Origin of the sequence: Acetobacter fabarum (assembly GCF_040702925.2) — a bacterium.
GTDB lineage: Bacteria > Pseudomonadota > Alphaproteobacteria > Acetobacterales > Acetobacteraceae > Acetobacter > Acetobacter fabarum_B.
Genome location: NZ_JBFCXX020000011.1, coordinates 1 through 24,277 on the forward strand (window position 1 = coordinate 1; position 24,277 = coordinate 24,277).

Sequence of the window (24,277 nt, forward strand, 5' to 3'; positions counted from 1 at the left end):
GGGGAGTGTGAAGGCATGGGTCAAATCTCGATGAAAATTTCCGCCCTACCCGGGTCAGTTCTCAGTGAAAATCAACAGTCTAGCTTTTTGACGATGGCTACTCACTCATGCCCAAAGCCATTGGCGGTAGCCCGGCGAAGGTTCGAAATGACCACCATGCGGTGAAACGGTGCGATCACCATGATATAGATTTGGCCAAGTCGATTGTGACAGTGAACTACGGATGTTGCTGAGAGGCGGGAAGGACCATCGACGGCTCGTTGGACTAGCAGAGAAAGACGAAAGTCCAGATGCGTGTCATTCGCTCCCATGATAATTTCGTCGGAGTGAGACGCGAGAACTGAGAAAAAGTTGATCTTATCTTCGTTTCCGGATTGTCGTAAATCGGATGAGGTTTTGACGTTGAAACGGGCCATCACGATGTCGCGGATAAAGAGCAGCGCTCGAAACCAGAGAGTAGGCTTTCCAAAAACTGACTGCGCGATCACACGCATATCCACCGTATAGGCTGGGGGAAGTGCTACTTCATAGGAGTCAATGAGGTCCGCGCCTGTGTACCAATCGGCAAGGCTGCTTTCACGGGGAGGTGTACGTTTGGTAACTGTTGTCCTGAAAGCCATGACCTGAAGGTATTCCCAAGTAGTTTGATGTGGCAGCTAACGAGGGTTAGTATGTCAATTCATGTTTGAGACGTCAAAAACGCCAAAATCGACAGATGAAATCCTCACCGTTTCAGCTTGAGATCTTCCATATGCTTCATGGTCTCGTCGGTCTTATGATACGAGCTTAAAACACTCAGATGACCGGTACAAAACCGTTACAAGTCCAATCGTGGTACGGAGTCATCTCGAGCCTGCTTATGCGTTATAGATAAAATATAGAAACCATACATTTCCATCGTTTTTATTTCTTGCCTGTTCTCCCGGCGGTAATGAAGATCTTGGCGGAACAGAAACCGGCGCTCCTTTCGAACATCATGGTGCTGCTTTTCAGGATGCATTCATTACTGGCCGGAGAGCCAATTCATGAAAGACACTTTGTTTTCCTCTTCTGCGGAGGCTGTTGCAATCGGTCTGCTGGCAGATCGTCCGGCATCTGCTCAGGTCGTGACCAATGCCGCTCAGGCCCGGTCTGGAACCTATGATGTTGAGCTGGGTCACATACCGGTCGGTTTCTCTGTGCATCGCCAGTGCCTTCAAACGACAGGACTGAGGCTCATGTCTTTACCCACGCGCGCAGCGAGCGGGACCACGCGGTATTCCACGGTGGCGATCATCCTTCATTGGATGGTCGCCTTGGGGATACTGACCCTCATCGTGATGGGGCTGGTCATGGACCATCTCCACCTTGATACGATGCGGGTGTTCCAGCTCTACCAGTTGCACAAATCCATTGGAATCACCGTGATGTTTCTGATCGCGTTGCGTATTGGGTGGCGTCTTACACATCGTGCGCCCGCCCTGCCAACAGATATGCTCCCACTGGAGAAAAAGGGAGCGCATCTGGTGCATCTTGCTCTCTATGGGGTGCAGGTCCTGCTGCCCTTGAGTGGCTGGGCAATGGTTTCTGCCTCAGTGCTGGGTATTCCGACTGTGCTGTTCGGCACAGTACTATGGCCCGACCTTCCGGTGCTGTCGACCCTGTCTGACAAGGCTCCGGTCGAAGCTGTTCTGAAGGTGCTTCATCACTGGGCTGCGTGGGGACTTCTGGCTTTGATCACGCTGCATGTTGCTGCTGCTCTCAGGCATCAGTTCGTACTGCACGATCAAGTTCTTCGTCAGATGCTGCCGTCCTTTCGCGCATCCTCCACATCTCGCTACAAGGGAGAAAACCCATGAAAATCTTTCACAAGTTTCTGCCAGTCGCCATTGTGGCTGGTCTCCTGCTCTCAGCCCCGGCCTTTGCTGCCGACTGGGCGCTTGCTGCGGGCAACGGCACTCTGGGCTTCTCCGGTATCCAGACTGGCAGGGCGTTCGAAGGGCATTTCGGGAAGTATGATGGCACGATCGCGTTTGATCCAGCCTACCCGGAAGCAGGCCATGCAAAGATCAGCATCGACATGGCAAGTGCCACAACAGGTGACAGCCAGCGAGATGGAGCCCTACCCGGGCATGACTGGTTTGACAGCAAGGAGTTTCCGTCAGCACTTTTTGAAGTAAAAGACTTCAGGGCCAAAGGTGGCAATACTTATGATGCCGAAGGCACATTGACCATCAAAGGGGTGAGCAAACCTGTTATTCTTCCCCTCACCATCGACATTTCAGGCTCTGTCCTGCATGCCAAAGGCCATCTTCAGCTCGTTCGTTCCGCGTTCAACGTGGGTACTGGTCCATGGACCACGGGCCAGTGGGTTGCACTAGAGGTGGGCGTGGATGTCGATGTTACAGCGCATGGTGGTTGAAACACCAGATTTCCTTCGTACGCCCATCTGGCCTGACACCTAACGCCATTCCTCTTGCGCTCTACACGATCGTTATGGCGTTTATCTGTCACCATTACTGGATGTTTTCCGTTATGGAGCGGTACGAGATGTGGATTCATTTTTACAAAAACTTCAGTATCCTGCCTTTTCCGTCGTGTCGGCGTCATGCTGGCACGGGGAATGCCTTCTACAGATCATTATTTGTCTTTTTCTCGCGCATATCCCAGCCATCCTGATTGACCAAAACATTCCACCAGATAGTCAAGCAGAACAGTTACCCGCATCGGTCTGAAGGAACTGGACGGCGTGACAAGATACAGTGCAATAGACGGAGCTTCCCAATCTGGCAGGATCTGTTCAAACCGGCCAGAGGCCAGCGCTTCTCCCACCATGAATTCGGGAAACAGGCCATAACCCAACCCCGCAGCCAGGGCCGGTAAAAAAGCCTCAGCATTATCCGCCCGGAAACGGGACGTTCGTATCAGAACAAACTCATTCCCATTTTTAGTGTGTCGAAGCCGAACTTTCCCCGGTGTGGGCTTATTGGTATAGACAAAACTTTTTAGTGTCTCCAGATCACGCGGATGATCTGGACGCCCTACCCGATCCAGATACTCAGGGGTTGCCACCAGCAACAGCCGGACATCACACAGCTTGCGTGCCCGCAGGGATGAATCTGCAAGAGAGGCAATACGCAATGCGACATCATACCCTTCCGCTACAAGATCAACGAGCGCATCGCTGAAATCGACCGCAATATCAATGTCTGGATATTGCGCGAGAAAAGCGGGCAGAACAGGTGACAGATGACCGATGCCAAATGTCATGGGGGCAGCAATTCTGATAAGTCCCGATGGACGTTGTGTGCCGCCTCTGGCTTCTGTTTCCGCAGCGTCTGCTTCCGCCAGAATACGGTTCGCATGCCCCAGCAGCGTCCGTCCCATTTCTGTCAGGGAAAGATGGCGGGAATTGCGGTTGAAAAGTGCTACTCCAAGTGTCTGCTCCAGACGGCCGATCGCTTTGGAAACGGTAGGCTTTGAAAGCTGGATATCTTCTGCCGCTCTGGCGAACGAACCCAGTTCTGCCACTTTTGCAAAAATGGCCCATGCTTCAAAATCAGGAAGGCGCATGACAGTGTCTCTGGAAACAGTTGGTGGTTATAATTTCCATATACCTTATTCTGACCTGCGGATAATCTGCCCCCCCAAAGCAATCACACGACTACTCAGGAAAACAGATCATAAATGAAGGCCGTTCTTTCAATGAACTCGGCCACGTCAACCATGGCTATGAGCCCTGTGCCTGGACTGATGCGTCCGGGTAATCGCGCCATGGAGAGGGAGGGGGAGCGATGTCGTGTCGTTTTCCAAAACAGGCGATGATCCGTAGCCATTGCCATCAACATGACCATTGCGGTCAGACAGAAGCTCTTATGCTGATCGCATCTGGTAGGAATGCAATAAATAGATATCTTCCAAGCTTAATTTGATTGTTCAAGCTCATAAATATGGCAGAAAGCATTGAGCGCGACGTTGGTTTCAACATCTACGCGCGACTGCTCAGATTTGTTGTATAAAATATAAAATTGTGCAAGGAAGTGCCCGGCACTGTGAGTTCTGAGAGCTTATTGGGGCAGAGAGTATTACAAGGCATATCAGACTGGTATTAAGCGTAGTTTCCCGTCAGGCATGCAATAGCTATATTTTGTGTTTAAAGACTGGATTGAGCATATGCGTTTTCTGCGTGCCTTGCGACCTGATTCGCGCCGCCTGACTTCCTTGGCAGAAACGGCGTTAGATAGCGGGCAGCGTAAGACGTTGGAACGCCAGAACGGTTTTAATGCATTTCTGGCGCGCGTTGGCCTGATTTTTGATCCTGCGTTGGATGAAACTGTCTGGTTGCAGAATATTTGCGAGGCCGCAACCCGTACTGCGCGTCTTCGGGCTGCATTTGTTGCACAGCCGGATGATACGGGGGAGTTCCATCTGCTGGCCAGCAGTGGTCCTGTGGAACAGTTGCACCAACCCGCTTTTTCGGTTCGTCCCGATAACTCCGGGCATTATGGCTATCTTGGGCTGGTGTGGCATGGTGGGCAACCGGCTTTTTGCAGCGATGTCATGCAGGAAGCCTCATTGCAGCCCTGGTGGGCGCATCTGCAAAAGGAGGATGTGCGCTCGTGTGCGGTGCTGCCGATATGGCGGGCTGGCAAAGTCTGGGCTGTATTTGGCGTTTACGATGAGCAGGATGACGTCTTCGATCCCGCCATCAAGACCATCTTGAATGATACGGCTACTGTTCTGTCTCGCGGATTGAAAATCTACGATGAGCTGCGGTCGCGGGCCACTCAGCTTGACCATGCACAGGTTGGTATCCTGTTGCTGCGTGACGACCGGATCCAGCGTGCAAATGCCAGTGCCGCCGCACTTGTCGGGTGCTCGTCCAGTGATCTGCACAATGCTTCTGTATCATCCATTCTGGCTGGTAAAAGCCATGTCCAGCAACTGGAGCACGCTCAGGAGCAACTGCACAAAACCGGACAGGCCAAACTGTCTGGCGTACACCTGCCTGCGTCAGGTGGGCAGGATGTTGTTGTCGACCTGTCTGCTGTCATGCTGGAAGACCAGCCTGGTCTGGATTCTGTCTGGACCATGGAGAATGTAACGGAGCGCGATGAAGCGCAGCGCCTGTATCGTACGTTGATCAATGCTGTTTCCGCCATGCTGACGGCGGAAGATGAGGCTGAAAAATGCCATGCCGTTTGCAGCTCTCTGGTTGACAATACTTTGTTCAGCACGGTCTGGCTGGCGCAACCGGACTTGACTGGCCATATGCACTTGCGCGCCTATGCGGGGCTGGGTGGGAGTGCTATTGCCCGGTTGAAATGGTCAATCAATGTAGAGGGCGATACTCTCCCGATTACAGTACAGGCATGGCTGAAAAAAAGGCTTGTCTACACAAATGACCCTGAGAGCAGACTGTTCGGGATTAACGGCTACCAGAAAATCCTGGATTACAAGTGGAAGGGGATTTTGTCTCTTCCGGTGTTGCGGGGTGGGCAGGCCTGGTCGGTTCTGACTTTTACCACATCGCGCTCTGGTGGTTTTGATGAACAAAGCATCATCTTGTGCCGGCGTGTGGCCGAATTGCTGGGGCAAAGTCTGGATCGGCTGGATTCCGGACGGAATTTGCAAAAATTGCGGCATGAGGAAGAACTGCGGGCCCGCCGTGATCCGTTGACGGCTTTGCCCAATAGGCTGGCGCTGGAGGAATACCTGCCAAAGGCGCAGGAACGTGCGAGTGAGCGCGGCACATCCCTCGCAATCGGGTTGATGGATCTGGACGGGTTTAAAGCAGTTAATGATACGTATGGCTATGCCGCAGGAGATAAGGTTCTGGCCGAACTGAGCCAGCGGTTGTGGGAAAACCTGCGCGAGAGCGGTTATGTTGCCCGGCTGGGGGGGGATGAGTTTGTTGTTGTTTTCGAAAATCTGGATACGAAAATGGCAAACGAGCAGGTCGCCACGGCATTGGACAATCTGTCCTCGGTTGTGGCGGAACCGTTTGCCATAGCAGATGGTAAAACTGCCAAAGTCGGGCTGACCATGGGAGTGGTGCTTTGCCCGCAAGATGGTGATCAGCCGGATACCTTGTTGCGGCAGGCTGACCGCGCCATGTACAAAGCCAAGCAGAAGCCGGACAAAAATGATGCCAGCTGGCATTTTGCTTCCGCCCTTGAGGATGCTCTGGATCTGGAAGATGATGCCGCAACGGATATGTCTCCGATTGCTCCTTACGGAACAAAATCGGCGGAACTTCTGGGGCGGGCGCTCAAGGCTGTTACAAGAATCCGGGAGAGTGTCCGCAGCGCTGTCATCCCTGCCATCTGGAAGAAAAATGGTGGAACACCGTTTCTGGAGCATCTGACGCAGGATCAGCATGCCCGTCTGATCGAGCGGGAAGTCCAGCATCTGGAGTTTCTGGCTTCTGCCACGACGATCAGGAAAGACGTTCTGGGCGCAGCCCATACGCTGGGCACAATGTACACGCTGTTTGGTGTGGATCCGGTTGTGCTTGTTGCCGAACAGACCAGTTATCTGCGTCTGCTTCTGGCAGAGATGGAAAATGAAGGCATCAAGGGTGATGACCGTTACCTCGTGCAACAGATTGTGGAATCCCGCTACCGGGATGACCGCAGGATGCGGCGTCTGGTAAGGCTGGGGGTTCATAAAGCCTATGCGGCTTTTCTGTCCGCTCAGGTGGCTGAGGGAACGTGGGGGAAAGCCAGTGCTGAAGCGCTGCTGGCGTTGGCAAAACTGCCTGGTATTCAGGCGGCTTTTCTGTTTCGTTCCAATGCGGAGGGGGAGCTGGTTGCGCAAGCCATGGCTGGCCCGTGCGCCACAGTGCTGGATGAGGCTTTTCTGCGCGGTGATGCACGGCCTGTTATCACCAAATCGCAGTACGGCAACTTTATAGGGGCTCAGGCTTGGCGTACGGGCGCGTTGCAGACCTGTCCATCCATTGCTCTGGATGCCAATATGGCGCCATGGCACGCATTATTGACCGATCTGCGGATCTATTCGGCCATGAGTATTCCCATTCGGCGTCAGGATGGAACTACGGCGTTGGTCCTGACCGTGTTTGGCGCTTGCCCCAACCAGTTCGAAACAAGCAGGATGCAGCAATTTTCCAGCGGCCTGCAGGAAAAATGGGAAAAGCTATGGCGTGACAGACAGGGTATGTCCGATGAGCGCTCATCTCTTCTGCTTGAGCGCCTGTTTTCGGGGGGGCTGTGTATGTTCATGCAGCCTGTTGTGGACCTGCGTACCGGACGTTTGCGAAAAGTCGAAGCCCTTGCCCGTCTGAAGGATACTGACGGGACGATTGTTTCTCCCGCGATTTTCCTGCCATTACTGGGGCATGATGATCTGGACCGGCTGTTCGAAACCGGACTGGAGCAGGGGCTGGCATGGTTGAAGTCGTGGGATGAAAATGGTCTGACCACAGAACTTTCGCTCAATTTGCCGCCTTCTTCTTTATCCAATGCCAATATACTGAATATTGTTGGCAATATGCTGAAGCGTTACAATATTCCGCCCGCACGTCTGACCTTGGAAATGCTGGAAACACAGGATATTGACTCTGACAAGCAGGAAGCTGCTCTGCGGGATTTCCGCGCAATGGGTGTGCAGATGGCTATGGATGATCTGGGGGCGGGTCATAGCAATCTCATGCGGCTTTCCGCAATGGCCTTTGATAGCATTAAGGTAGATCGTGGTTTATTACACCATATTCGGGATGTGCCTTTGCAAATCTTTAGTGTCATCCGCTCATTGCGGGAGATGGGGCGTGATCTGAGTAGTCTGGTTGTGGTCGAAGGTCTGGAAAATGCGGAAGTCATTGAAGCCATGCGCCACCTGGGATGCCACTACGGGCAGGGGTTTGGCATTGCCCGCCCGATGCCGGCTGACGATTTTCTGGAATGGTATCGGGGTCACTCGGAACAGAGGCCGGAAGAAAAAGAGAACGAAATCTACAGTGATCTTGGTGCGCTGGCCTATATGTGGACTGCCACACGAGGCAAGTCGGCCACGGGGCAGTCCAATCTGGAAAACGGGCCGTTTATGCGCTGGCTGGAAAAACTGGGTCGGGATGATCATGATGCCGCCCGGTGGTATGGGCTCTTATCCACCGGACCTGTGACAGAAGAGATGATCCATACTTTGCGTGAGTGGCTGGTTGATCGGGTTGTAACCAGTTAGGATCAATCAACTACCCATCGCAGGCATGGTGGGTCTTTAACAAAGACATGTCTGTTTTAACAGCATACCAGATTGTTCCTTAAGGCTTTTTCTTACCTCATGGGTCGTTCTGTTTACGCGAAGTTCAGGGCAATTCAATCGTTTGTGCCGGTTTTCCAAAGTTATTTCATAACAGGGAGACAAGTTTTCTCCCTGTATTGTTCAGATTACGTCAATCCTATCCAGCAACAACAATAGATTTTTTATGTGTAAAGACTTCGTAGCCACTCCGGCCATGATATTCACCCATGCCGGATGCCCCGATGCCACCGAACGCAAGATACGGAGAGACCACCTGAAGCATCACTCCATTGATGACAGCATCACCTGATGAGATTAAATCTGCCATCCGCTTGCCGTTTTCAATATCATTGGTGAAGTAGTACGCCGCGAGCGGGTTGGGATGATGTGAATTCACCAGTGTTGGCACATCTTCCGAATTCTTGAACGTAAGGATGGGGAGCACGGGACCAAACAGTTCCTGCTCCATCAATGAGTCAGACCAGTCCACCCCATCGACGACGGTTGCCTGCAGGGTCCGTGCTTCTGGGTCGGCGCCACCACCATAAACGACAGTACCTTTTGTACGCTCAATCAGGGAAAGAAGACGTTTGACCTGAGTTGTCGTGACGACTTTTCCGGTCGATCCGATATCAGGATAGTCATGCTGGACCTTTTCGATGACTTTCTTGAGAAAAGAATCTTTCACACTTGAATCGACGAGCACATAATCCGGAGCGATACATGTCTGCCCGCTGTTGGTGAAGCGTCCCTGAACGACCTGATCTGCGGCCCGTTCCAGATCAGCATCGCTGAAAACGATAAAGGGTGATTTTCCGCCCAGTTCAAGCACTACGGGTGCCAAATGCTCTGAGGCTGCTTTCATGACGATCTTTCCGACCGCAGGGCTCCCGGTGAAGAAAATCATGTTGAAGGGGAGTTTCAGAAGTGCTTCGTTTTCTTCACGTCCCCCTTGAACGACCGCGACGTGTTGGGGGGCAAAAGCCTCACTGACAATTTTTTCAATGATTTTTGCCGTGTGGGGTACTGCTTCCGAAGGTTTGATGATAGCCCGATTACCGGCGGCGATTGCGCCGACCAATGGTGAGAGGACGAGATTAAACGGGTAGTTAAATGGGCCTATGATATAGACTATTCCAAAAGCTTCGTGCTGTATGAAGCTCTGTACAGGTGCGCGTCCTTTATAATCCAAAGGCGATGGAAAGTTAGGAACAACTTGTGGTTTTGCCCACTCGTCCATGTTTTTAATATAATGATTTATTTCTTCTAAAACGACGCCTATTTCCGTCATTTTGACCAGCAGTTCAGACTTCCCTAGATCTTCGCTGAGAGCTGAGCATATTTCGTTTGCATATTTTTCGATCGTTGCATGCAGGGCATTGAGTGCGCTTTTTCGTGTCTTGATATCAATGAGTTTTTGTTCTCGAAGAGCCTTGGTCTGAATGTCGAAGGCGTTCTGAATCTTATTAAGCGGTGTGTAGTCCATATTTGGATACCCCAGTGAAGCGTTGTCGGTGTGATAAGAGAACGGTAAAAAAACACCCTCCTGACTTGAAACAAACTTTTCATCGCCTCGACAGAGCCCGTATATCCAGGCTCACAATCACCCCGAGTGGTTGGATATATAAAAACGAATATGGACGGAACCAGAGGCAGGATTTCACAAACGCGTGTACGCGCTGTCAGCGCAATTTGTGGATCGGCGTGGAAAACTGCTCCTGTAGAACTGGACCTGTAACGGTTCTAGGCGGACTTGAGGCTTATTCCGTGCTCGAAAGATGAAAGGGTCGAAGAGCCCTTGATTGAAAGACTACTGCCCTGATTTCGGATTCAGCGATGGGGGAGCGGTTTATCGTTATGCTTTTGCTCTGTGTTGGGAACAGTTGTGTTCTGGATTTTCACGCGGTGTGCTGATCTGCTTCAGAAAGACGAGGCAGTACAGAGTATAGAACGATATCCTAAGCTTCTCATTGCAGAGATATTTGTCTTTCCTGCTCCGTGTAGAGAGATATTTCTGTCGAAGTAAAGAAATCTCATTCTTTGAGACGAGTATGAGCCTGGAATTATTTCAATTTTCCATCCGATATAAGGAAAATGAAAAAATTTTAATATTTTGATCCTTTGGGTGATGGTGCGCATCTGCTAGATGCGTTGCACATGATAATGATTCGCATTTCCCGCGCTGGTAGGATATTGATGTGACACGCCATCCCGTAACATCTTTTCGTGTGACTGGTCTTTTGGCCTCGACTGTCCTCTCTTTGGGGGGCGCGTTGTCGGCGCAGGCGGCTGACGCGGCATATAACAACAGTCCCCTTTCTGAAGAAGTGGTGGAAAAACGAGCGGATGATCGTAAAGCGCCAACGATAAAGGCAGAAAAAAATCAGAAGACCATCGTCAATGTCGTATCCAGAACAAACGAAAGCATTCTGGTTAAAGCCCGCAGGTGGGACCGTGGAAGTTATACGGCGCCGGAAACCAGTGCATCAACCGGTTTGCCGTTAAGCCTGAGAGAAACACCGCAGACTGTTACAGTCATGACCCGGCAGGTTATGGATGACCAGCAGATCAATACTCTTGACGATGTTCTGACCACCACGCCGGGCGTTACATCTTACGCGAATGACAATGCTGGGCGCACAACGTATCGTGCGCGTGGTTTTGATATTACCAATTACAAGATTGATGGCATGCAGATTGATGCCTCAACCAGTTTTGGTGGTGTTGGTTCATCCATGAACATGGATCTGTATGACAATGTGCAGATTGTCCGTGGCGCTAACGGTCTGCTGGGCGGGACGGGGGACCCGTCCGCAACAATTTATTTGCAGCGTAAGGCGCCGCAGCGCGAATTTTCAGCCAATGGCCTGTTGAGGCTGGGGAACTGGAACGAGCACCGTGTTATGGCGGACCTGAATGCGCCACTTAACCATGCGGGCACAATCCGTAGCCGGTACGTCTTTTCATGGGACGATACGGATACTTTTCGGGTACGTGAACACGTTAACCGTATTGGCGCGCTTGCAAACTTTACGGCTGACATATCCTCGCGTGATACCATCAATTTTGGCTTCCAGTATGAAAAAACCCGGAATGATGGTGCGTCCTGGGGGACGAACGTTCCAATCTGGTACGCAGATGGAACAAATACAAATCTCTCTCGCCGCACGAACCCGGCAGCTGACTGGAGTCAGGCTACCCGTGACCAGTATACCGCATTTATCAGCTATGATCACGATTTCTCAGCAGGCTGGCACCTGAAGGCTGGCTATATGCGCACTCAGGGCAGTTCCTATAACAATCTTGGTGTTGCAAAAATCAACAATGCAACCCGGAAAACCTATGGTGGTTTCTGGAACCAGGATGGCACAGGGGCTTATCTAAATGCCCTGCATGCCGAGTATGAAGATGCACGCGACAATGCCGATGTTCATGTGTCTGGCCCTGTGCATTTTCTCGGTCATGAGCATCAGCTTGTATTTGGCTTTAACGGCTATAATGATGAACTGACGCAATACACGTTCAGTCATGCCTTGGGGAACTGCTCCATCGCCGGGGTTACACCCTATTCCGGGTGCCAGTATCGTGCGACCGGGCTGCCTATTGCAAACTGGCAGACATGGGATGGGTCTTATCCCAATTTTGCAACGTATCGCACCCATGCGCGTGAAGTTGATGTGACGCGTAATTATGGTGCCTATACATCCGGTCGTTTTGTGTTGGCCAAAGGTCTGTCGCTCATTCTGGGTGGCCGTATGAGCAGTTATCAGGCTTATACGGGCACTTATGACAAGACAAACCAATATTCGGGCTCTTCCAGCACTGGTCAGCAGAACGCAGTGCTGACACCTTATGCCGGCATGGTCTATGACTTTACCAAAACCATGTCGATTTACGGAAGCTATACAAACGTCTTTACGCCTCAGTCTAACCTGAGAGATGCCAGTAACAAACCTCTTAACCCAGTGGTGGGCAAGAGTTATGAAACCGGTGTGAAAGGGGCATTCTTCAGACAGCGCCTGAATACATCATTGGCTTTTTACCTCAACCGTCAGAGCAACGTGGCTCAGGCAACTGGCGCTACAAACGTCAATACCGGTGAAGCTATTTACGAATCAGTCAATGGTGTAAAAACGGAAGGGATTGATCTGGATGCCTCGGGTGAATTATTGCCCGGCTGGAATGTCTTTTTTGGATACAGCTATCTTTACGAAAAAGGCTTGAGCTACCGTCAGGACCCACATCACCTTGTGCGTTTGACAACGAGCTACACGTTACCCGGCAAGCTGCATCACCTTACCGTTGGTGGGGGTGTATCCAGCCAGTCCAGTACGGAATGGTCCACCAATCCGGGCCGTCCTCTGGGGGGGGGCAAGTATGATGCCTCCAACCTTCGGGTCAAAGGGTATACGCTTATCAATATCATGGCGCGCTACAGGGTTACGAACTGGCTGGATATCGCGGGAAACATCACGAATCTTACCAACCGTACCTATGTCCGGCAGGCAGGGTTTTATGACGGCATGATTTACGGTGAACCCCGGACGTTCAACTTTACTTTGCGTGGTCATTATTGAATTTGCTGAGACAGGCTTAAACGCAGATTGGCGCTCAGTGACCCTGAGGGCCGATCCATGACCTGAAAAAGGGGGGGGAGGTGAACAGGTCTTTTCTTCTTTCCCGCCAGTCTTCAATGTCCGTGTCAGTAAAGCTGGTGCCTGCCGGGCGACCTGATCGTGTGCGCATTGTGTCTTTTGTGCTTACCCAGCCGTGAATTCCTTCGGGAATAAGCCCTCCGCCGTGGTGCAGACGAAAACGGGAGCAACTGACAGGCCGTCTGTCCTTGCAACAGTTTTCCTGTGGAAAATTTTCAATCCAGACTTTTCGGCATGCAATCCTGTTGCGCGCGATCATATCTAACGCTTGGAATTATATATTTGATTCTGAAAATAATCTGGTTTTTTTGGGTTTTTTATTTCTGTTGGATGTCTATCCAGATACGCGGAGCTACTTTTAAAATGAGTTGTTCATTTTTATTCAGTATGCTCCGGTAAGTCCATCTGAAATATGGACTGTGTTGGTCCGGTTTAGTGGCGCAAAACTTGCGTCTCTTCATGAAGGCCCTGTCTCGCGACTGTATTCTGGCTGGAGGCGGTTGGGAGCCGGGTATTTTTTATATGCTGGAGCATCGCATGAACGTTCATCAGGAACCGCCATTTAAACCGCGTTACGAAAACTACATTGGCGGCCAATGGAAAGCTCCCATCAAGGGAAGTTATATGCAGAATACGTCTCCAGTGGATGGGCGTGTTCTGTGTAATGTCCCGCAATCCAGCGCCGAAGATATTGATCTGGCACTGGACGCTGCACATGCTGCTTTTCCTGTCTGGTCGCATACCTCTCCAGCCGAGCGCGCTCTGGTGTTGCTCAGGGCGGCGGACAGGATGGAAGCCAATCTTGATCTGCTGGCCCGGGCCGAAACATGGGATAATGGCAAACCAATCCGCGAAACATTAACGGCGGATATTCCTCTGGCGATAGATCATTTCCGCTATTTTGCCGGATGCCTGCGTGCTCAGGAAGGAATGCTGAGCGAAATTACCGATACAACCATCGCCTATCATTTCCATGAGCCTTTAGGTGTTGTCGGGCAGATTATTCCATGGAACTTTCCCATTCTTATGGGGGCATGGAAGTTGGCCCCCGCTCTGGCGGCCGGAAACTGCGTGGTTATGAAGCCTGCGGAAACAACGCCTGCCAGCATGCTGCTGTTGATGGAACTGATTGGTGATCTCTTTCCCCCCGGCGCGCTGAATATTGTGAACGGCCTTGGGCGGGATGTGGGTGCGGCTTTGTCCAACAGCACACGGATTGCAAAAATTGCTTTTACCGGTTCCACGCCAACGGGAAAAATGATTGCCCACGCGGCAGCGGAAAACCTTATCCCGGCTACGCTGGAACTTGGGGGGAAGTCTCCGAACATCTTTTTTGCGGATGTGATGGAGCATGATGATGAGTATCTGGACAAAGCGGTGGAAGGCTTTGCCATGTTTGCTCTCAATCAGGGGCAGATCTGTTCGTGCCCAAGCCGTGCGTTGGTGCATGAATCCATTTACGACCGCTTTATCGCGCGGGCCTTGCCGCGTGTTCAGGCCATTTTACAGGGAAATCCGCTGGACCCACAAACCATGATGGGGGCGCAGAACTCGGTCATGCAGCAGCAGAAAATTCTGGACTATATCGCCATAGGTCTGGACGAAGGTGCGCAACTGCTGACCGGTGGTGGCAGACCAGATCTTGGCACGGATCTTAACAATGGGTGTTACGTGCAGCCCACCGTGTTCCGGGGGCATAACAGGATGCGTATTTTTCAGGAGGAAATTTTTGGTCCGGTGCTTGCGGTGACAACATTCACCACCGAGGAGGAAGCGCTTGCCATTGCCAATGACACGCCTTTTGGGCTTGGTTCTGGCATATGGTCACGCAATGCCAATAGGTGTTACCGCGTGGCGCGCGGCTTGCAGGCCGGGCGTGTGTGGGTAAACTGCTACCACGCTTATCCCGCACATGCGGCTTTTGGCGGATATAAAAAATCTGGCATTGGGCGCGAAACCCACAAAATGGTTCTGGAACATTACCAACAGACAAAAAACATGCTGGTCAGTTATAGCGAGAACAAACTCGGCCTGTTTTAAGCACGAGTGATGATCGCAGGTAAAACAGCACGAGGCAGCGCCTGACCCGGCTCAAATGGCACGGGTGGGCTGTTGGCGGCAAGGGGTAGCCAGTCTTGTGGCTACCTCTGTTCAGCCCTCTGCCAGAGTGTGCTGAGGGATTAGTATGTGTTTGTAGCGGCTTTATGCTCTATGGCGCATGTTGTTGCATCGGGGGCGCTGGGATGGGCTTGCAGGTTTTCCAGTTCGTGACGTACCGCTGCCATCTGTTCTGTAAACCAGGGTTGCGCCTGTAAGGCAGCAAACATGGTGCTGCCGTTCATGTAACCTGCCTGCACATCGCTTTTCCAGTGTACGCCGCAAACAATGCGACTTTCCCCGAAAACCCGCCCACGCTGCATGATCTGGCTGGCTCGGTCGGGCAGGGCGCTGGCCAGAATGGAGGCAGTCATCCATCCCCATGTTGTATGGCCGGAGGGATAGGCAAAGCTGTTTGTCAGTTTTGCGCGTGCGTCTGGGGTGCAGATATCCTGAGTAGTGCCAACAAAAGGCCGGGCCCTGTGCCAGAAGTTCTTTTCTTCCGTTACGCGCTGTTCCAGCGGTTCGGCCAGTGAGTTCAGCAGGCGGAGCAGGGCTGGCAGCCTGTTGGGGATAAGTGCAAAGCCTGCGGCGCAGGAAAAATCGCGTATGATGTGTTGTGGGGTCAGGTCCGCATCATCGTGGGCCAGTTGCCAGCGCGGGCTGCCACTGAGTGCGCGTGTGTTTTCAAACGCCTGCCTGTCGGCTTCCTGCGCGAGCGAACCAGCAGCGGGTGGCGGAGGGAGCACGGTCCGCCCATCCGGGAGCAGGGCAGGTTGTGCCCATGCTGTTTGTGGCAATCCGTGCATGACCGTGCAGACTGTTATGGCGTAAAGAGTAAGAACACGCAGACGCATGGAAGACCTTATGGTTGGCATAGACAGAGGTGCCCTCAATACACCAGCCTTGTGTGATAATGTGTGATAATTTAATGATAAACAATGGATCGGGATGATCAGGGCAGCGGGCGCAGGGGCTTTGATTTTACGCCTGATCGGTTATGCTTTCGCTCAATCTGATGTGTTGGTGTGCCTGCCAGCGTCAGCCCGCTGGTTTGGCTTGTAAGGATTCCTTGGATGAAAATCGCTCTGGGACAGTTTGCCGTTGCACCGGAATGGCGTGTCAATCTTGACCAGTGCGTATCCCTGATCGAGCGGGCCGCCGCGGAAGGGGCGGGGCTGCTTATTCTGCCGGAGAGCATTATCGCGGCAGATATGCACGACCCCGGCATTACCGTACGCACTGCGCAAATGCTGGATGGGCCATTTGTCAGCGGTCTGGTTAACGTGCTGGCAGGCAAGGCGTTGAGTGTCATCTGCTGCATTGCCACCCCCGCCACCCCTGCGCTGACCCATAACTGTCAGATCGTGCTCAATGCGACCGGACTGGTAGCCTGTTATCGCAAGCTGCATTTGTACGATGCCTTTAACATGAAGGAATCAAACGATTATGTGCCCGGCACGGAACTCCCCCCCATTGTGCAGGTGGGGGATATACGTGTGGGGTTGATGACCTGTTATGATGTGCGCTTCCCTGAAGTCGCGCGCTCCCTTGTGGTGCGTGGCGCGGACTTGCTGAGTGTACCAGCCGCTTGGGTGCGTGGTCCCGGCAAGGAATGGCACTGGGAGGTTATGGTAACGGCCCGTGCGCTGGAGAACACCTGCTACGTGGCCGCAGTGGGCGAGTGCGGTCCTCGCAACATAGGGTGCAGTATGCTGGTGGACCCCATGGGGGTTGCCGTGGTCCGCGCGGGGAGTGGCCCGGACCTGCTTTTTGCCGATGTGGATAAGGAGCGTATTCGCGCAACCCGAGAGGTTCTGCCAGTGCTGGCCAACCGCCGGTTCAAGGACCCGGAGATCAGGGTGTCACAGGAGTAAGGCCCCCCGATGCATAACCGGTGCCCAGTGGAAGAGACAGGCCGGGAGGCAGATGACGGTTTTGTGCATGTGCGGGGTGCGCGTGAACATAACCTGAAAAATGTTAGCCTGAGCATTCCGCGTGACAGTCTGGTGGTGTTTACGGGGCTTTCGGGTTCGGGCAAGTCCTCGCTGGCATTTGGCACGTTGTATGCCGAGGCCCAGCGCCGTTATCTGGAATCCGTCTCGCCCTATGCCCGGCGACTGTTCCAGCAGATGCCTGTTCCCGATGTGGATGGGGTGGACGGGCTTCCCCCAGCCATAGCACTCCAGCAACAGCGGGGAGGGAGTTCTGGCCGTTCGTCCGTGGGCAGTATTACAACACTCTCCAACCTGTTGCGCATGCTGTACTCGCGTGCGGGGGATTACCCTCCGGGGTTGGCTCGGCTGGAGGCGGAATCCTTTTCCCCCAATACGCCCATGGGTGCCTGCAAACGCTGTCACGGGCTGGGCCGTATTCATGATGTTACGGAGGAGAGCATGGTGCCAGACCCATCACGCACACTCCGTGAGCGGGCCGTGGCATCGTGGCCGACTGCATGGCAGGGGCAGAACCTGCGGGATATTCTGATCACCAGAGGCGTTGATGTTGATATTCCCTGGCGCGACCTGCCCAAAAAAACGCGTGAGTGGATACTTTTTACCGATGAGACCCCAACACACCCGGTCTACCCCGGCCTGACCCACGCGCAGGTGGTGCAGGCCATGGCGCAGGGTGTGGAGCCAGCGTACCAAGGCACATTTACGGGTGCGCGGCGTTATGTTCTGCAAACATTTGCCAGGTCGCAAAGTGCCATGATGCGCCGCCGGGTTGAGGCGTTCATGACCACCACGCTTTGCCCAGCCTGCCACGGTCAGCGGCTTAATGCCGATGCCCTGCGTGTCACATTTGGCGGGCGCACCATAGCTGGCATGACCGCCTTGCCGCTGGAAACAATAGCCGCAACGCTCCGTGCGACTATTGGCGCAAAGCCCGCAGCAGACGCAACGGCCATTGCCGCGGAGCGGATTGTGGAGGATATGGCCACCCGGATTGGTGTGCTCGAAGAACTGGGACTTGGCTACCTGCAGATGGATCGGGGCGTACAGACCCTCTCACCCGGTGAATACCAGCGCCTGAGGCTTGGCACGCAGATTCATTCCAACCTGTTTGGCGTGGTCTATGTGCTGGATGAGCCTTCAGCCGGGTTACATCCGGCGGACACACAGGCCCTGCTTGCCGCGCTGGAGCGCTTGCGCCGCGCGGGGAACTCGCTTTTTCTGGTCGAGCATAATCTGGATATTATCCGCCATGCGCAATGGGTGGTGGATGTGGGGCCGCAGGCGGGCACACGGGGCGGGGAGATACTGTATTCCGGCCCCCTTGCCGGGCTGGAAGATAGTGCTGCGTCCCACACCCGGCATTATGTGTTTGCTCCCCCAGCCAGCGCAGCCCACACGCCCGGAACGCCACAGGTATGGTTACGGCTGGACGGGATAACATGGAACAATCTGGACAACCTTTCGGCGTCTTTTCCTCTTGGCATGCTGGTTGCGGTTACGGGGGTATCGGGTTCGGGTAAATCCTCTCTGCTCAGTCAGGTGCTGACCAGCATTGTCGCCCGTGCGCTGGGGCAAACTCCGGTGGCTGTAGAGGAGGAAGATGAAGACCCCATTGTGGCTTCTAATCTCATGGGGGAACCTCAGGGCCGGATTGTGGAGGGACTGGAGCATATCAAGCGTCTGGTGGTCATTGACCAGAAACCCATAGGGCGCACGCCTCGTTCCAACCTTGCGACCTATACGGGTCTGTTTGACATGATCCGTAAACTCTATGCCAGAACAGAGCTGGCGCAAAAGCGGGGGTACGATGCAGGGTACTTCTCGTTCAACCTGCCTAAGGGTCGCTGCCCGACCTGTGAAGGGGCTGGCGCGACCATGGTGGAACTTCTGTTTCTGCCCAGTGTGTACGCGCCATGCCCCACATGCCATGGAGCGCGTTACAAACCGCAGGTGCTTGAGGTCACTTACCGTGGCCGTTCCATTGCGGACCTCCTGACTATGACGGTTGATGAAGCCTGCCAGTTTTTGGCCGCAGATTCTGGCCCGGCACAGATTCTGGCCACATTGCAACGCGGTGGTCTGGGGCACCTCACTCTGGGGCAGCCCGCAACCGAACTTTCCGGTGGGGAGGCGCAGCGGATCAAGCTGGCGACGGAGTTGCAGAAACAGCGGCGCGGCCACACGCTTTATGTGCTGGACGAACCAACAACGGGCCTGCACCCGTTTGATGCAGACAGGTTGATGGAGCATCTGCGTGATCTGGTGGATGGCAACAATACCGTTCTGGTTGCCGAGCACGATATGCGGCTTGTCGCCCGGAGCGACTGGGTCATTGATCTGGGGCCGGGGGCTGGCGGCAGGGGAGGGCGTATTGTGGCGCAGGGTATGCCGTATGATGTCGCACACACGCCAGATAGCGTGACTGCGCCGTTTTTGGCGCGGTATACCGGGTAGCTTTCTGTTGTGCCGGTATTCTGGTCGCGTTTTCCAGCATTTCAGTGTTCCCGCGCGGGCCGCACCCCGCAGGCCATACAAAATAAACAATCGGGCACAGATTGCTTTACCAACCTAACAGGGCGCCAGGGTGGGTTAAGCGTACAGGTGTTCGGTCTGAGCGGTGACAGGCAGGAGCCGGGATACCCTTACGAGGGGGTTATCTTGACGGCTGCAGATTCGTTCAGGAAGCGTTTTTTGGCAGGAAAGTTCTTTTTGGTGCTGTACATGGAGTGGTCGGCATGGACCATAATGGCTGCCAGATCCTTGCCATCTTCTGGGTAAAGCCCCCCGCCAATGCTACCCGAGAGGGAAAGCTTGAGAGTGTCGACCACCACGGGGCGGCGCAAAACAGCCAGCAGTTTGTTACTGACTGTGTCCAGCATGATTCTACTCTCAATATCAGGGAGCAGAATGCCAAACTCATCTCCTCCCAGACGGACCACATAGTCACTTTTGCGCACACTTTTGCGGAGCCTGCGGGCCAGACTCCGCAATACGTTATCCCCGGTGGCATGCCCGTATGTGTCATTGATCGGTTTGAACTGGTCCAGATCAATCATGAGGAAGCCTATGGTCTGGGCAGGGTCGTCCTCTATTTCCTCATTCCAGCGTTCCATCAGGCCGCGCCTGTTGCCAACGCCGGTCAGTTCATCAGTGAAGGCATCTCTCTGGAGTGCGCGATATTTACGCTTGATGTCCGAAATATCACGAAAAATGCCAATAGCGATGTCCTGTTTATGGAAGAAGAGCGCATAGTGCTGCACAATGCGTATTCTGCCATCCGCTCCTTTCAGGTCCAGCACCAGTTCTGGCAGTTCGCTGGTTTCTTCACCGTTGGCCCGACTTTTGGCCTGCCGGATCTGGGTACGGAGTTGCTCCTGTTGTTTGGGGTCAACGCAACAGGTGTCGATCAGCGCGGACATGGAGGTAATTCTGTCGTCCGCGATATGGCGAAAAGCTGGATTACGCAGAATAATCTGGCTGTCGGACAAACGCACAACAACCGTCCCGATCGGAGCTTTCTCGAAAAGTGTTTGCCCCAGAGTCGTCAGGTCAGGAAGGGTGGAAAAATCAATCTGACCAGGCAGGGAGGCGGTGTTCATAGACGAGAATTATCCTGTGCAGCAGTGCCGGGCTGATCTGATGCCTCAATAAACAGGGCGTTCAGGTGAAAATTCAGCCAAAGCGGGCGTATGGGGTTAAAAAGCCTGTTCAGGCTGTGACCATAATGCCCTAGCGTTACCTGGCCATGATTCGATCCTCAATACAGCACAGGTAATGACATATATCAATCACTCGGTATGATCCACGCTTGGCGTGTCGCTGATATACCGGACTTATGCCAGATTCCAGAGCAGAATGAAAGGCAATATGACAGTCAGAATATGCTATAAAAGAAATAATAAATATTCGTATTTTTCCGTATTTTAAATGAATTATCTTTTAATGTTATTGAACTATAAATTAATTTGTTTGTAGTGTATGCACTTATTTATTTTATGGATCGGAATTATTTAGCGGTTTGGGGTTCGGAGTACTGTGCCCTGCCGTTGGGTCGTGGCAGTCATGCGGCCTGTAGAACCGCCACGATGTTCCAAAAAAGCAGGGCATCCATGTGCTGCGTTGAGGGGAGCAGTTAATTCTGCTTTTCAAATGCGCCGGAAATGCGCAGGGTTACTGCATCACTCACGTAAGGGACGTAGGTTTTTATACCAAAGTCGCTACGGTTGAAGGTGCCTGTGGCGTCAAACCCGGTCGTATATTTTTTGTCTATCGGGTTAACGCCAGCTCCCACAAAATGCGCATGCAGGGTAATTGGCTTTGTAACGCCGTGCAGGCTCAGCTTGCCGTGGATTGTTGCATTGTTCTGATCGACCATTTGAACACTGGTCGAAACGAAGGTCGCATCCGGGAACTTTGCGGCATCGAACCACTGTGGGCTTTTGAGTTCATCGGTCAACTGGGTGCTGGTTGTCTGCACGGACGCAACCGGAATGGTCACGGATAACCTTGAAGATGCCGGGGATAGCGCGTTCAGTTCCAGTGTGCCCGATGCGTTGGAGAAGACACCAAAGTAATTGGTGAATCCAAAATGCAGGACTGAAAATCCGATCTGGGTATGACCAGCTTCCACCGCATAGGTGCCAGACTGGATATGGGATGCCTGCGTAATGGTCTGGTCTGATGCGACGGCGTGTGTGCTGCATGTGATGACGGCAAAAGCCGCTGAAAATAAAAGAGAAGCGCGGTTCATGCTGGGGAGTGCTCCAAAGCGTAAGGTTGGCAAGATGTGTTCTGATGTGGATAACAGGACGCGGATACGCGCATAAATAACAATCCTATAAATGCTTTGTTTCCGTTTTTTGATTCGTTTTCCGTGGGTAGGCGGAGCTTGGGCCTGTGTTATAATCCCCGCCACGTCTGTGTATGCGTTAAGGGGAGGGCCTTGGATGTTGACCGGAAAGGCCCCACAGCCCACGCCTGTCAATGCCTCTGCGGAGGGTGAGCAGATCTGGCTGAATGTCATAGGCAAAATGGAAGAAACCTGGGCCCAGCTTATTGGGCAGCAGGTGGAACTGGAGCGCAAAAATGCAGCGCTGGAAGAAACACACGCCTTTATGGCCAGCGTGTTTGACTCCATGTCCGATGTGCTGGTCGCGTGCGATACGGCGCTGCGTATCGTGCGCACGAATGCAGCCGCGGAAAAACTTTTTGCGCCAGAAGGGCAAAGCATTGTCGGTGCGCGGCTGGAGGACCTGATCGCTCCTTCGTCCGGTCTGAAAGTCGCGGATGTTGCGGGTTGCATGACCCGGCGGCAGGGGCTGGAGGACAGGGAGTTCCAGTTTTCCACCACATCGGGCGCGCTGCCTTTTGCCGTCAATGGCACGCTGTTATATGACCGGCGGCAACGCCTTTCGGGGATTGTGCTGCTTGGCCGTCCGCTGGGCGAGGTCAGGCGGGCCTATTCCGAGCTGGATCAGGCGCACCGTAACCTCAAGGCTGCCCATGTGCAGTTGGTGCAGGCCGAAAAAATGGCGTCCCTTGGGCGGCTGGTCGCAGGGGTGGCGCATGAGCTGAATAATCCGATCTCGTTTGTATATGGCAATGCCTACACGCTCCAACGCTTCATTCCCCGGCTGGTCGCGTATCTGGAGCATATCCATGCCCAGCCCGGCGCATCCCTGTTCGCGCGTGAGCGGCAGGCATTGCGGGTGGATATGGTTGTCTCAGAACTGGGGGGGACGCTGGACGGCATTGTGGAAGGTGCCGAGCGTGTGCGCGATATTGTGGCAGACCTGCGCCGTTTTTCATCAGACCGGCGGAGTGCTGGCGCGGTGTTTGACATGGCCGCCGTTGTGCGCACGGGGCTGGAATGGGTGCTGGCCAGCGCGGACCGTATTGTGGAAACCCGTATGGATGTGGAAGAACCGCTGGAGGTTGAAGGCCACGCGGGGCGCATGCAGCAGGTTGTAATGAATCTGGTGCAGAATGCGCTGGATGCCATGGAAAATGTTCAGCATCCTGTTCTGTGCGTTACGGCAAAGCGGGATGGCGTGCGTGTGCATGTTCAGATTGCCGATAACGGGAGTGGCATCTCCCCTAATGTGGCGGACCATATTTTTGATCCGTTTTTTACGACCAAGCCTGTTGGCAAGGGAACGGGGCTGGGGCTTGCCATCTGCTATGGCACCGTGTCCGAGCATGGTGGGCAGTTTACTGTGCGCAACGGAGCACGCGGTGGTGCGGTGGTGGCGTTTGACCTGCCAGCCTTTGACCCGGATGGTGAATGTGCCGTGTCGCCGGAAAAATAAAGGGTAAGGAGACTATGGCTTTTACTGTTCTGTGGCTTCAGTCCGGGGGATGCGGTGGGTGCAGCATGTCGCTCCTGTGTGCTGAAACCCCGGACCTTGTGGCCCAGTTGCGCGGCGCGGGTGTGGAGTTTCTGTGGCATCCCAGCCTGTCTGAGCAAAGCGGTACGGAGGTCAAGGCACTGCTGGCAGACATTCTGGCAGGTCGTGTGCGTATGGATGCCTTGTGTCTGGAAGGGGCCGTGCTGCGCGGGCCGGAAGGCACAGGACGTTACCACGTTATGGGGGGCACGGACCTGCCCATGATGGCATGGGTCAGCCAGCTGGCCGCAGTCGCGCGTTATGTTGTGGCTGTAGGCAGTTGCTCGGCTTATGGCGGTATGGCTGCGGCAGCCCCCAATATTCTGGATGCCTGCGGGTTACAGTATGAAGGGGTTCATCCCGGCGGGGCGCTCGGGGCCGATTTTCGGGCTCAATCCGGTTTGCCGGTTGTGAATATCGCAGGCTGCCCGACGCATCCGGGCTGGGTGATTGAAACACTGGCCCTGCTGGCGCAGGAAAACCTGCACGCGGAGGATATGGACGCAGTCGGTCGCCCCCGCCTGTATGCAGACCAGCTAGTGCATCAGGGCTGCACGCGGAATGAGTATTACGAATACAAGGCCAGTGCGCGCCAGCCTGCCCAGTTGGGCTGCATGATGGAATATATGGGGTGTGTTGGCACACAGGCCCATGCGGACTGTAATAACCGCCTATGGAACGGGGAAGGCTCCTGTACACGAGGCGGCTATGCCTGCATTAACTGCACAGCCCCCGAGTTTGAGGAGCCGGGTCATCCCTTTGCTCAAACCCCGCGCATTGCCGGTATTCCTGTCGGCTTGCCAACCGATATGCCAAAAGCATGGTTTGTTGCCTTGTCCACGCTGGCAAAGGCGGCAACGCCGGACCGTGTGGCCCGCAATGCGGTGAGTGAGCATCTGCTTGTGCCGCCAAGCAGCACGGGGGCGAAGGGGTAGGCGCA

The 24,277-nt window shown here is 53.8% G+C and carries 15 protein-coding genes; 9 read left to right on the plus strand and 6 right to left on the minus strand.

From position 1 onward, the window contains the following. Positions 1 to 101: 101 nt before the first annotated feature. Complete coding sequence (locus AB2L51_RS09285) at positions 102 to 620, minus strand: DUF2867 domain-containing protein (protein WP_395582267.1); 519 nt, start codon at positions 618 to 620, stop codon at positions 102 to 104. Positions 621 to 1,025: 405 nt separating this feature from the next. Here AB2L51_RS09285 and AB2L51_RS09290 point away from each other — a divergent pair, with 405 nt between their 5' ends. Further along, positions 1,026 to 1,838, plus strand: coding sequence for a cytochrome b (locus tag AB2L51_RS09290; RefSeq protein WP_395582268.1), 813 nt, complete (start codon positions 1,026 to 1,028; stop codon positions 1,836 to 1,838). Continuing rightward, positions 1,835 to 2,401 (plus strand): YceI family protein, encoded by a 567-nt coding sequence (locus tag AB2L51_RS09295; protein ID WP_395582269.1) that lies wholly within the window; start codon positions 1,835 to 1,837, stop codon positions 2,399 to 2,401. The genes AB2L51_RS09290 and AB2L51_RS09295 overlap by 4 nt, the downstream gene beginning before the upstream one ends. Positions 2,402 to 2,619: 218 nt before the next feature. On the opposite strand, the gene AB2L51_RS09300 is transcribed toward AB2L51_RS09295, so the two are convergent. Continuing rightward, positions 2,620 to 3,552 (minus strand): LysR family transcriptional regulator, encoded by a 933-nt coding sequence (locus tag AB2L51_RS09300; RefSeq protein WP_395582270.1) that lies wholly within the window; start codon positions 3,550 to 3,552, stop codon positions 2,620 to 2,622. A 600-nt stretch (positions 3,553 to 4,152) separates the two neighbouring features. On the opposite strand from AB2L51_RS09300, the gene AB2L51_RS09305 reads away from it, so the two are divergent. Further along, the gene (locus tag AB2L51_RS09305) at positions 4,153 to 8,181 is read left to right on the plus strand and encodes an EAL domain-containing protein (RefSeq protein ID WP_395582271.1); all 4,029 of its coding nucleotides are present in this window, start codon (positions 4,153 to 4,155) and stop codon (positions 8,179 to 8,181) included. A gap of 217 nt (positions 8,182 to 8,398) precedes the next feature. On the opposite strand, the gene mdlD is transcribed toward AB2L51_RS09305, so the two are convergent. Further along, positions 8,399 to 9,727, minus strand: coding sequence for an NAD(P)-dependent benzaldehyde dehydrogenase MdlD (gene mdlD, locus AB2L51_RS09310; RefSeq protein WP_395582272.1), 1,329 nt, complete (start codon positions 9,725 to 9,727; stop codon positions 8,399 to 8,401). Positions 9,728 to 10,439: 712 nt separating this feature from the next. Here mdlD and AB2L51_RS09315 point away from each other — a divergent pair. Together AB2L51_RS09315 and AB2L51_RS09320 are read left to right on the plus strand one after the other, a co-directional pair. Then, on the plus strand, positions 10,440 to 12,818 hold the full coding sequence (locus tag AB2L51_RS09315; protein WP_395582273.1) for a TonB-dependent siderophore receptor: 2,379 nt from the start codon (positions 10,440 to 10,442) through the stop codon (positions 12,816 to 12,818). 615 nt (positions 12,819 to 13,433) lie between these two features. Continuing rightward, positions 13,434 to 14,936 carry an aldehyde dehydrogenase family protein gene (locus tag AB2L51_RS09320; RefSeq protein WP_395582274.1) on the plus strand — a complete coding sequence of 501 codons (1,503 nt, stop codon included), beginning with the start codon at positions 13,434 to 13,436 and terminating at the stop codon, positions 14,934 to 14,936. Between the two features lie 140 nt (positions 14,937 to 15,076). Here AB2L51_RS09320 and AB2L51_RS09325 read toward each other — a convergent pair whose 3' ends face one another. Then, positions 15,077 to 15,850 carry an acid phosphatase gene (locus AB2L51_RS09325; protein ID WP_395582275.1) on the minus strand — a complete coding sequence of 258 codons (774 nt, stop codon included), beginning with the start codon at positions 15,848 to 15,850 and terminating at the stop codon, positions 15,077 to 15,079. Between the two features lie 219 nt (positions 15,851 to 16,069). Between AB2L51_RS09325 and AB2L51_RS09330 the strand changes: the two genes are divergently transcribed. Both AB2L51_RS09330 and AB2L51_RS09335 read left to right on the plus strand, forming a co-directional pair. Then, positions 16,070 to 16,870 carry a deaminated glutathione amidase gene (locus AB2L51_RS09330; protein WP_395582276.1) on the plus strand — a complete coding sequence of 267 codons (801 nt, stop codon included), beginning with the start codon at positions 16,070 to 16,072 and terminating at the stop codon, positions 16,868 to 16,870. A 9-nt stretch (positions 16,871 to 16,879) separates the two neighbouring features. After that, a complete protein-coding gene (locus tag AB2L51_RS09335) occupies positions 16,880 to 19,405 on the plus strand; it encodes an excinuclease ABC subunit UvrA (RefSeq protein WP_395582277.1) in 2,526 nt (841 codons plus the stop codon). A 188-nt stretch (positions 19,406 to 19,593) separates the two neighbouring features. On the opposite strand, the gene AB2L51_RS09340 is transcribed toward AB2L51_RS09335, so the two are convergent. Both AB2L51_RS09340 and AB2L51_RS09345 read right to left on the minus strand, forming a co-directional pair. Beyond that, positions 19,594 to 20,550, minus strand: coding sequence for a diguanylate cyclase domain-containing protein (locus AB2L51_RS09340; RefSeq protein ID WP_395582278.1), 957 nt, complete (start codon positions 20,548 to 20,550; stop codon positions 19,594 to 19,596). Positions 20,551 to 21,083: 533 nt separating this feature from the next. Beyond that, the gene (locus AB2L51_RS09345; protein ID WP_395582279.1) at positions 21,084 to 21,701 is read right to left on the minus strand and encodes a YceI family protein; all 618 of its coding nucleotides are present in this window, start codon (positions 21,699 to 21,701) and stop codon (positions 21,084 to 21,086) included. Between the two features lie 196 nt (positions 21,702 to 21,897). On the opposite strand from AB2L51_RS09345, the gene AB2L51_RS09350 reads away from it, so the two are divergent. Further along, positions 21,898 to 23,259, plus strand: coding sequence for a sensor histidine kinase (locus tag AB2L51_RS09350; RefSeq protein ID WP_395582280.1), 1,362 nt, complete (start codon positions 21,898 to 21,900; stop codon positions 23,257 to 23,259). A gap of 14 nt (positions 23,260 to 23,273) precedes the next feature. After that, positions 23,274 to 24,272: an NADH-quinone oxidoreductase subunit B family protein gene (locus AB2L51_RS09355; RefSeq protein WP_395582281.1), complete on the plus strand. Its 999-nt coding sequence runs from the start codon at positions 23,274 to 23,276 to the stop codon at positions 24,270 to 24,272. Positions 24,273 to 24,277: the final 5 nt, after the last annotated feature.

What these genes read in the sequence shown, in the direction of transcription:
- AB2L51_RS09285 (WP_395582267.1), bottom strand. Translation starts at nt 620, where the DNA reads ATGGCTTTCAGGACAACAGTTACCAAACGTACACCTCCCCGTGAAAGC.
- AB2L51_RS09290 (WP_395582268.1), top strand. Translation starts at nt 1,026, where the DNA reads ATGAAAGACACTTTGTTTTCCTCTTCTGCGGAGGCTGTTGCAATCGGT.
- AB2L51_RS09295 (WP_395582269.1), top strand. Translation starts at nt 1,835, where the DNA reads ATGAAAATCTTTCACAAGTTTCTGCCAGTCGCCATTGTGGCTGGTCTC.
- AB2L51_RS09300 (WP_395582270.1), bottom strand. Translation starts at nt 3,552, where the DNA reads ATGCGCCTTCCTGATTTTGAAGCATGGGCCATTTTTGCAAAAGTGGCA.
- AB2L51_RS09305 (WP_395582271.1), top strand. Translation starts at nt 4,153, where the DNA reads ATGCGTTTTCTGCGTGCCTTGCGACCTGATTCGCGCCGCCTGACTTCC.
- mdlD (WP_395582272.1), bottom strand. Translation starts at nt 9,727, where the DNA reads ATGGACTACACACCGCTTAATAAGATTCAGAACGCCTTCGACATTCAG.
- AB2L51_RS09320 (WP_395582274.1), top strand. Translation starts at nt 13,434, where the DNA reads ATGAACGTTCATCAGGAACCGCCATTTAAACCGCGTTACGAAAACTAC.
- AB2L51_RS09325 (WP_395582275.1), bottom strand. Translation starts at nt 15,850, where the DNA reads ATGCGTCTGCGTGTTCTTACTCTTTACGCCATAACAGTCTGCACGGTC.
- AB2L51_RS09330 (WP_395582276.1), top strand. Translation starts at nt 16,070, where the DNA reads ATGAAAATCGCTCTGGGACAGTTTGCCGTTGCACCGGAATGGCGTGTC.
- AB2L51_RS09335 (WP_395582277.1), top strand. Translation starts at nt 16,880, where the DNA reads ATGCATAACCGGTGCCCAGTGGAAGAGACAGGCCGGGAGGCAGATGAC.
- AB2L51_RS09340 (WP_395582278.1), bottom strand. Translation starts at nt 20,550, where the DNA reads ATGAACACCGCCTCCCTGCCTGGTCAGATTGATTTTTCCACCCTTCCT.
- AB2L51_RS09345 (WP_395582279.1), bottom strand. Translation starts at nt 21,701, where the DNA reads ATGAACCGCGCTTCTCTTTTATTTTCAGCGGCTTTTGCCGTCATCACA.
- AB2L51_RS09350 (WP_395582280.1), top strand. Translation starts at nt 21,898, where the DNA reads ATGTTGACCGGAAAGGCCCCACAGCCCACGCCTGTCAATGCCTCTGCG.
- AB2L51_RS09355 (WP_395582281.1), top strand. Translation starts at nt 23,274, where the DNA reads ATGGCTTTTACTGTTCTGTGGCTTCAGTCCGGGGGATGCGGTGGGTGC.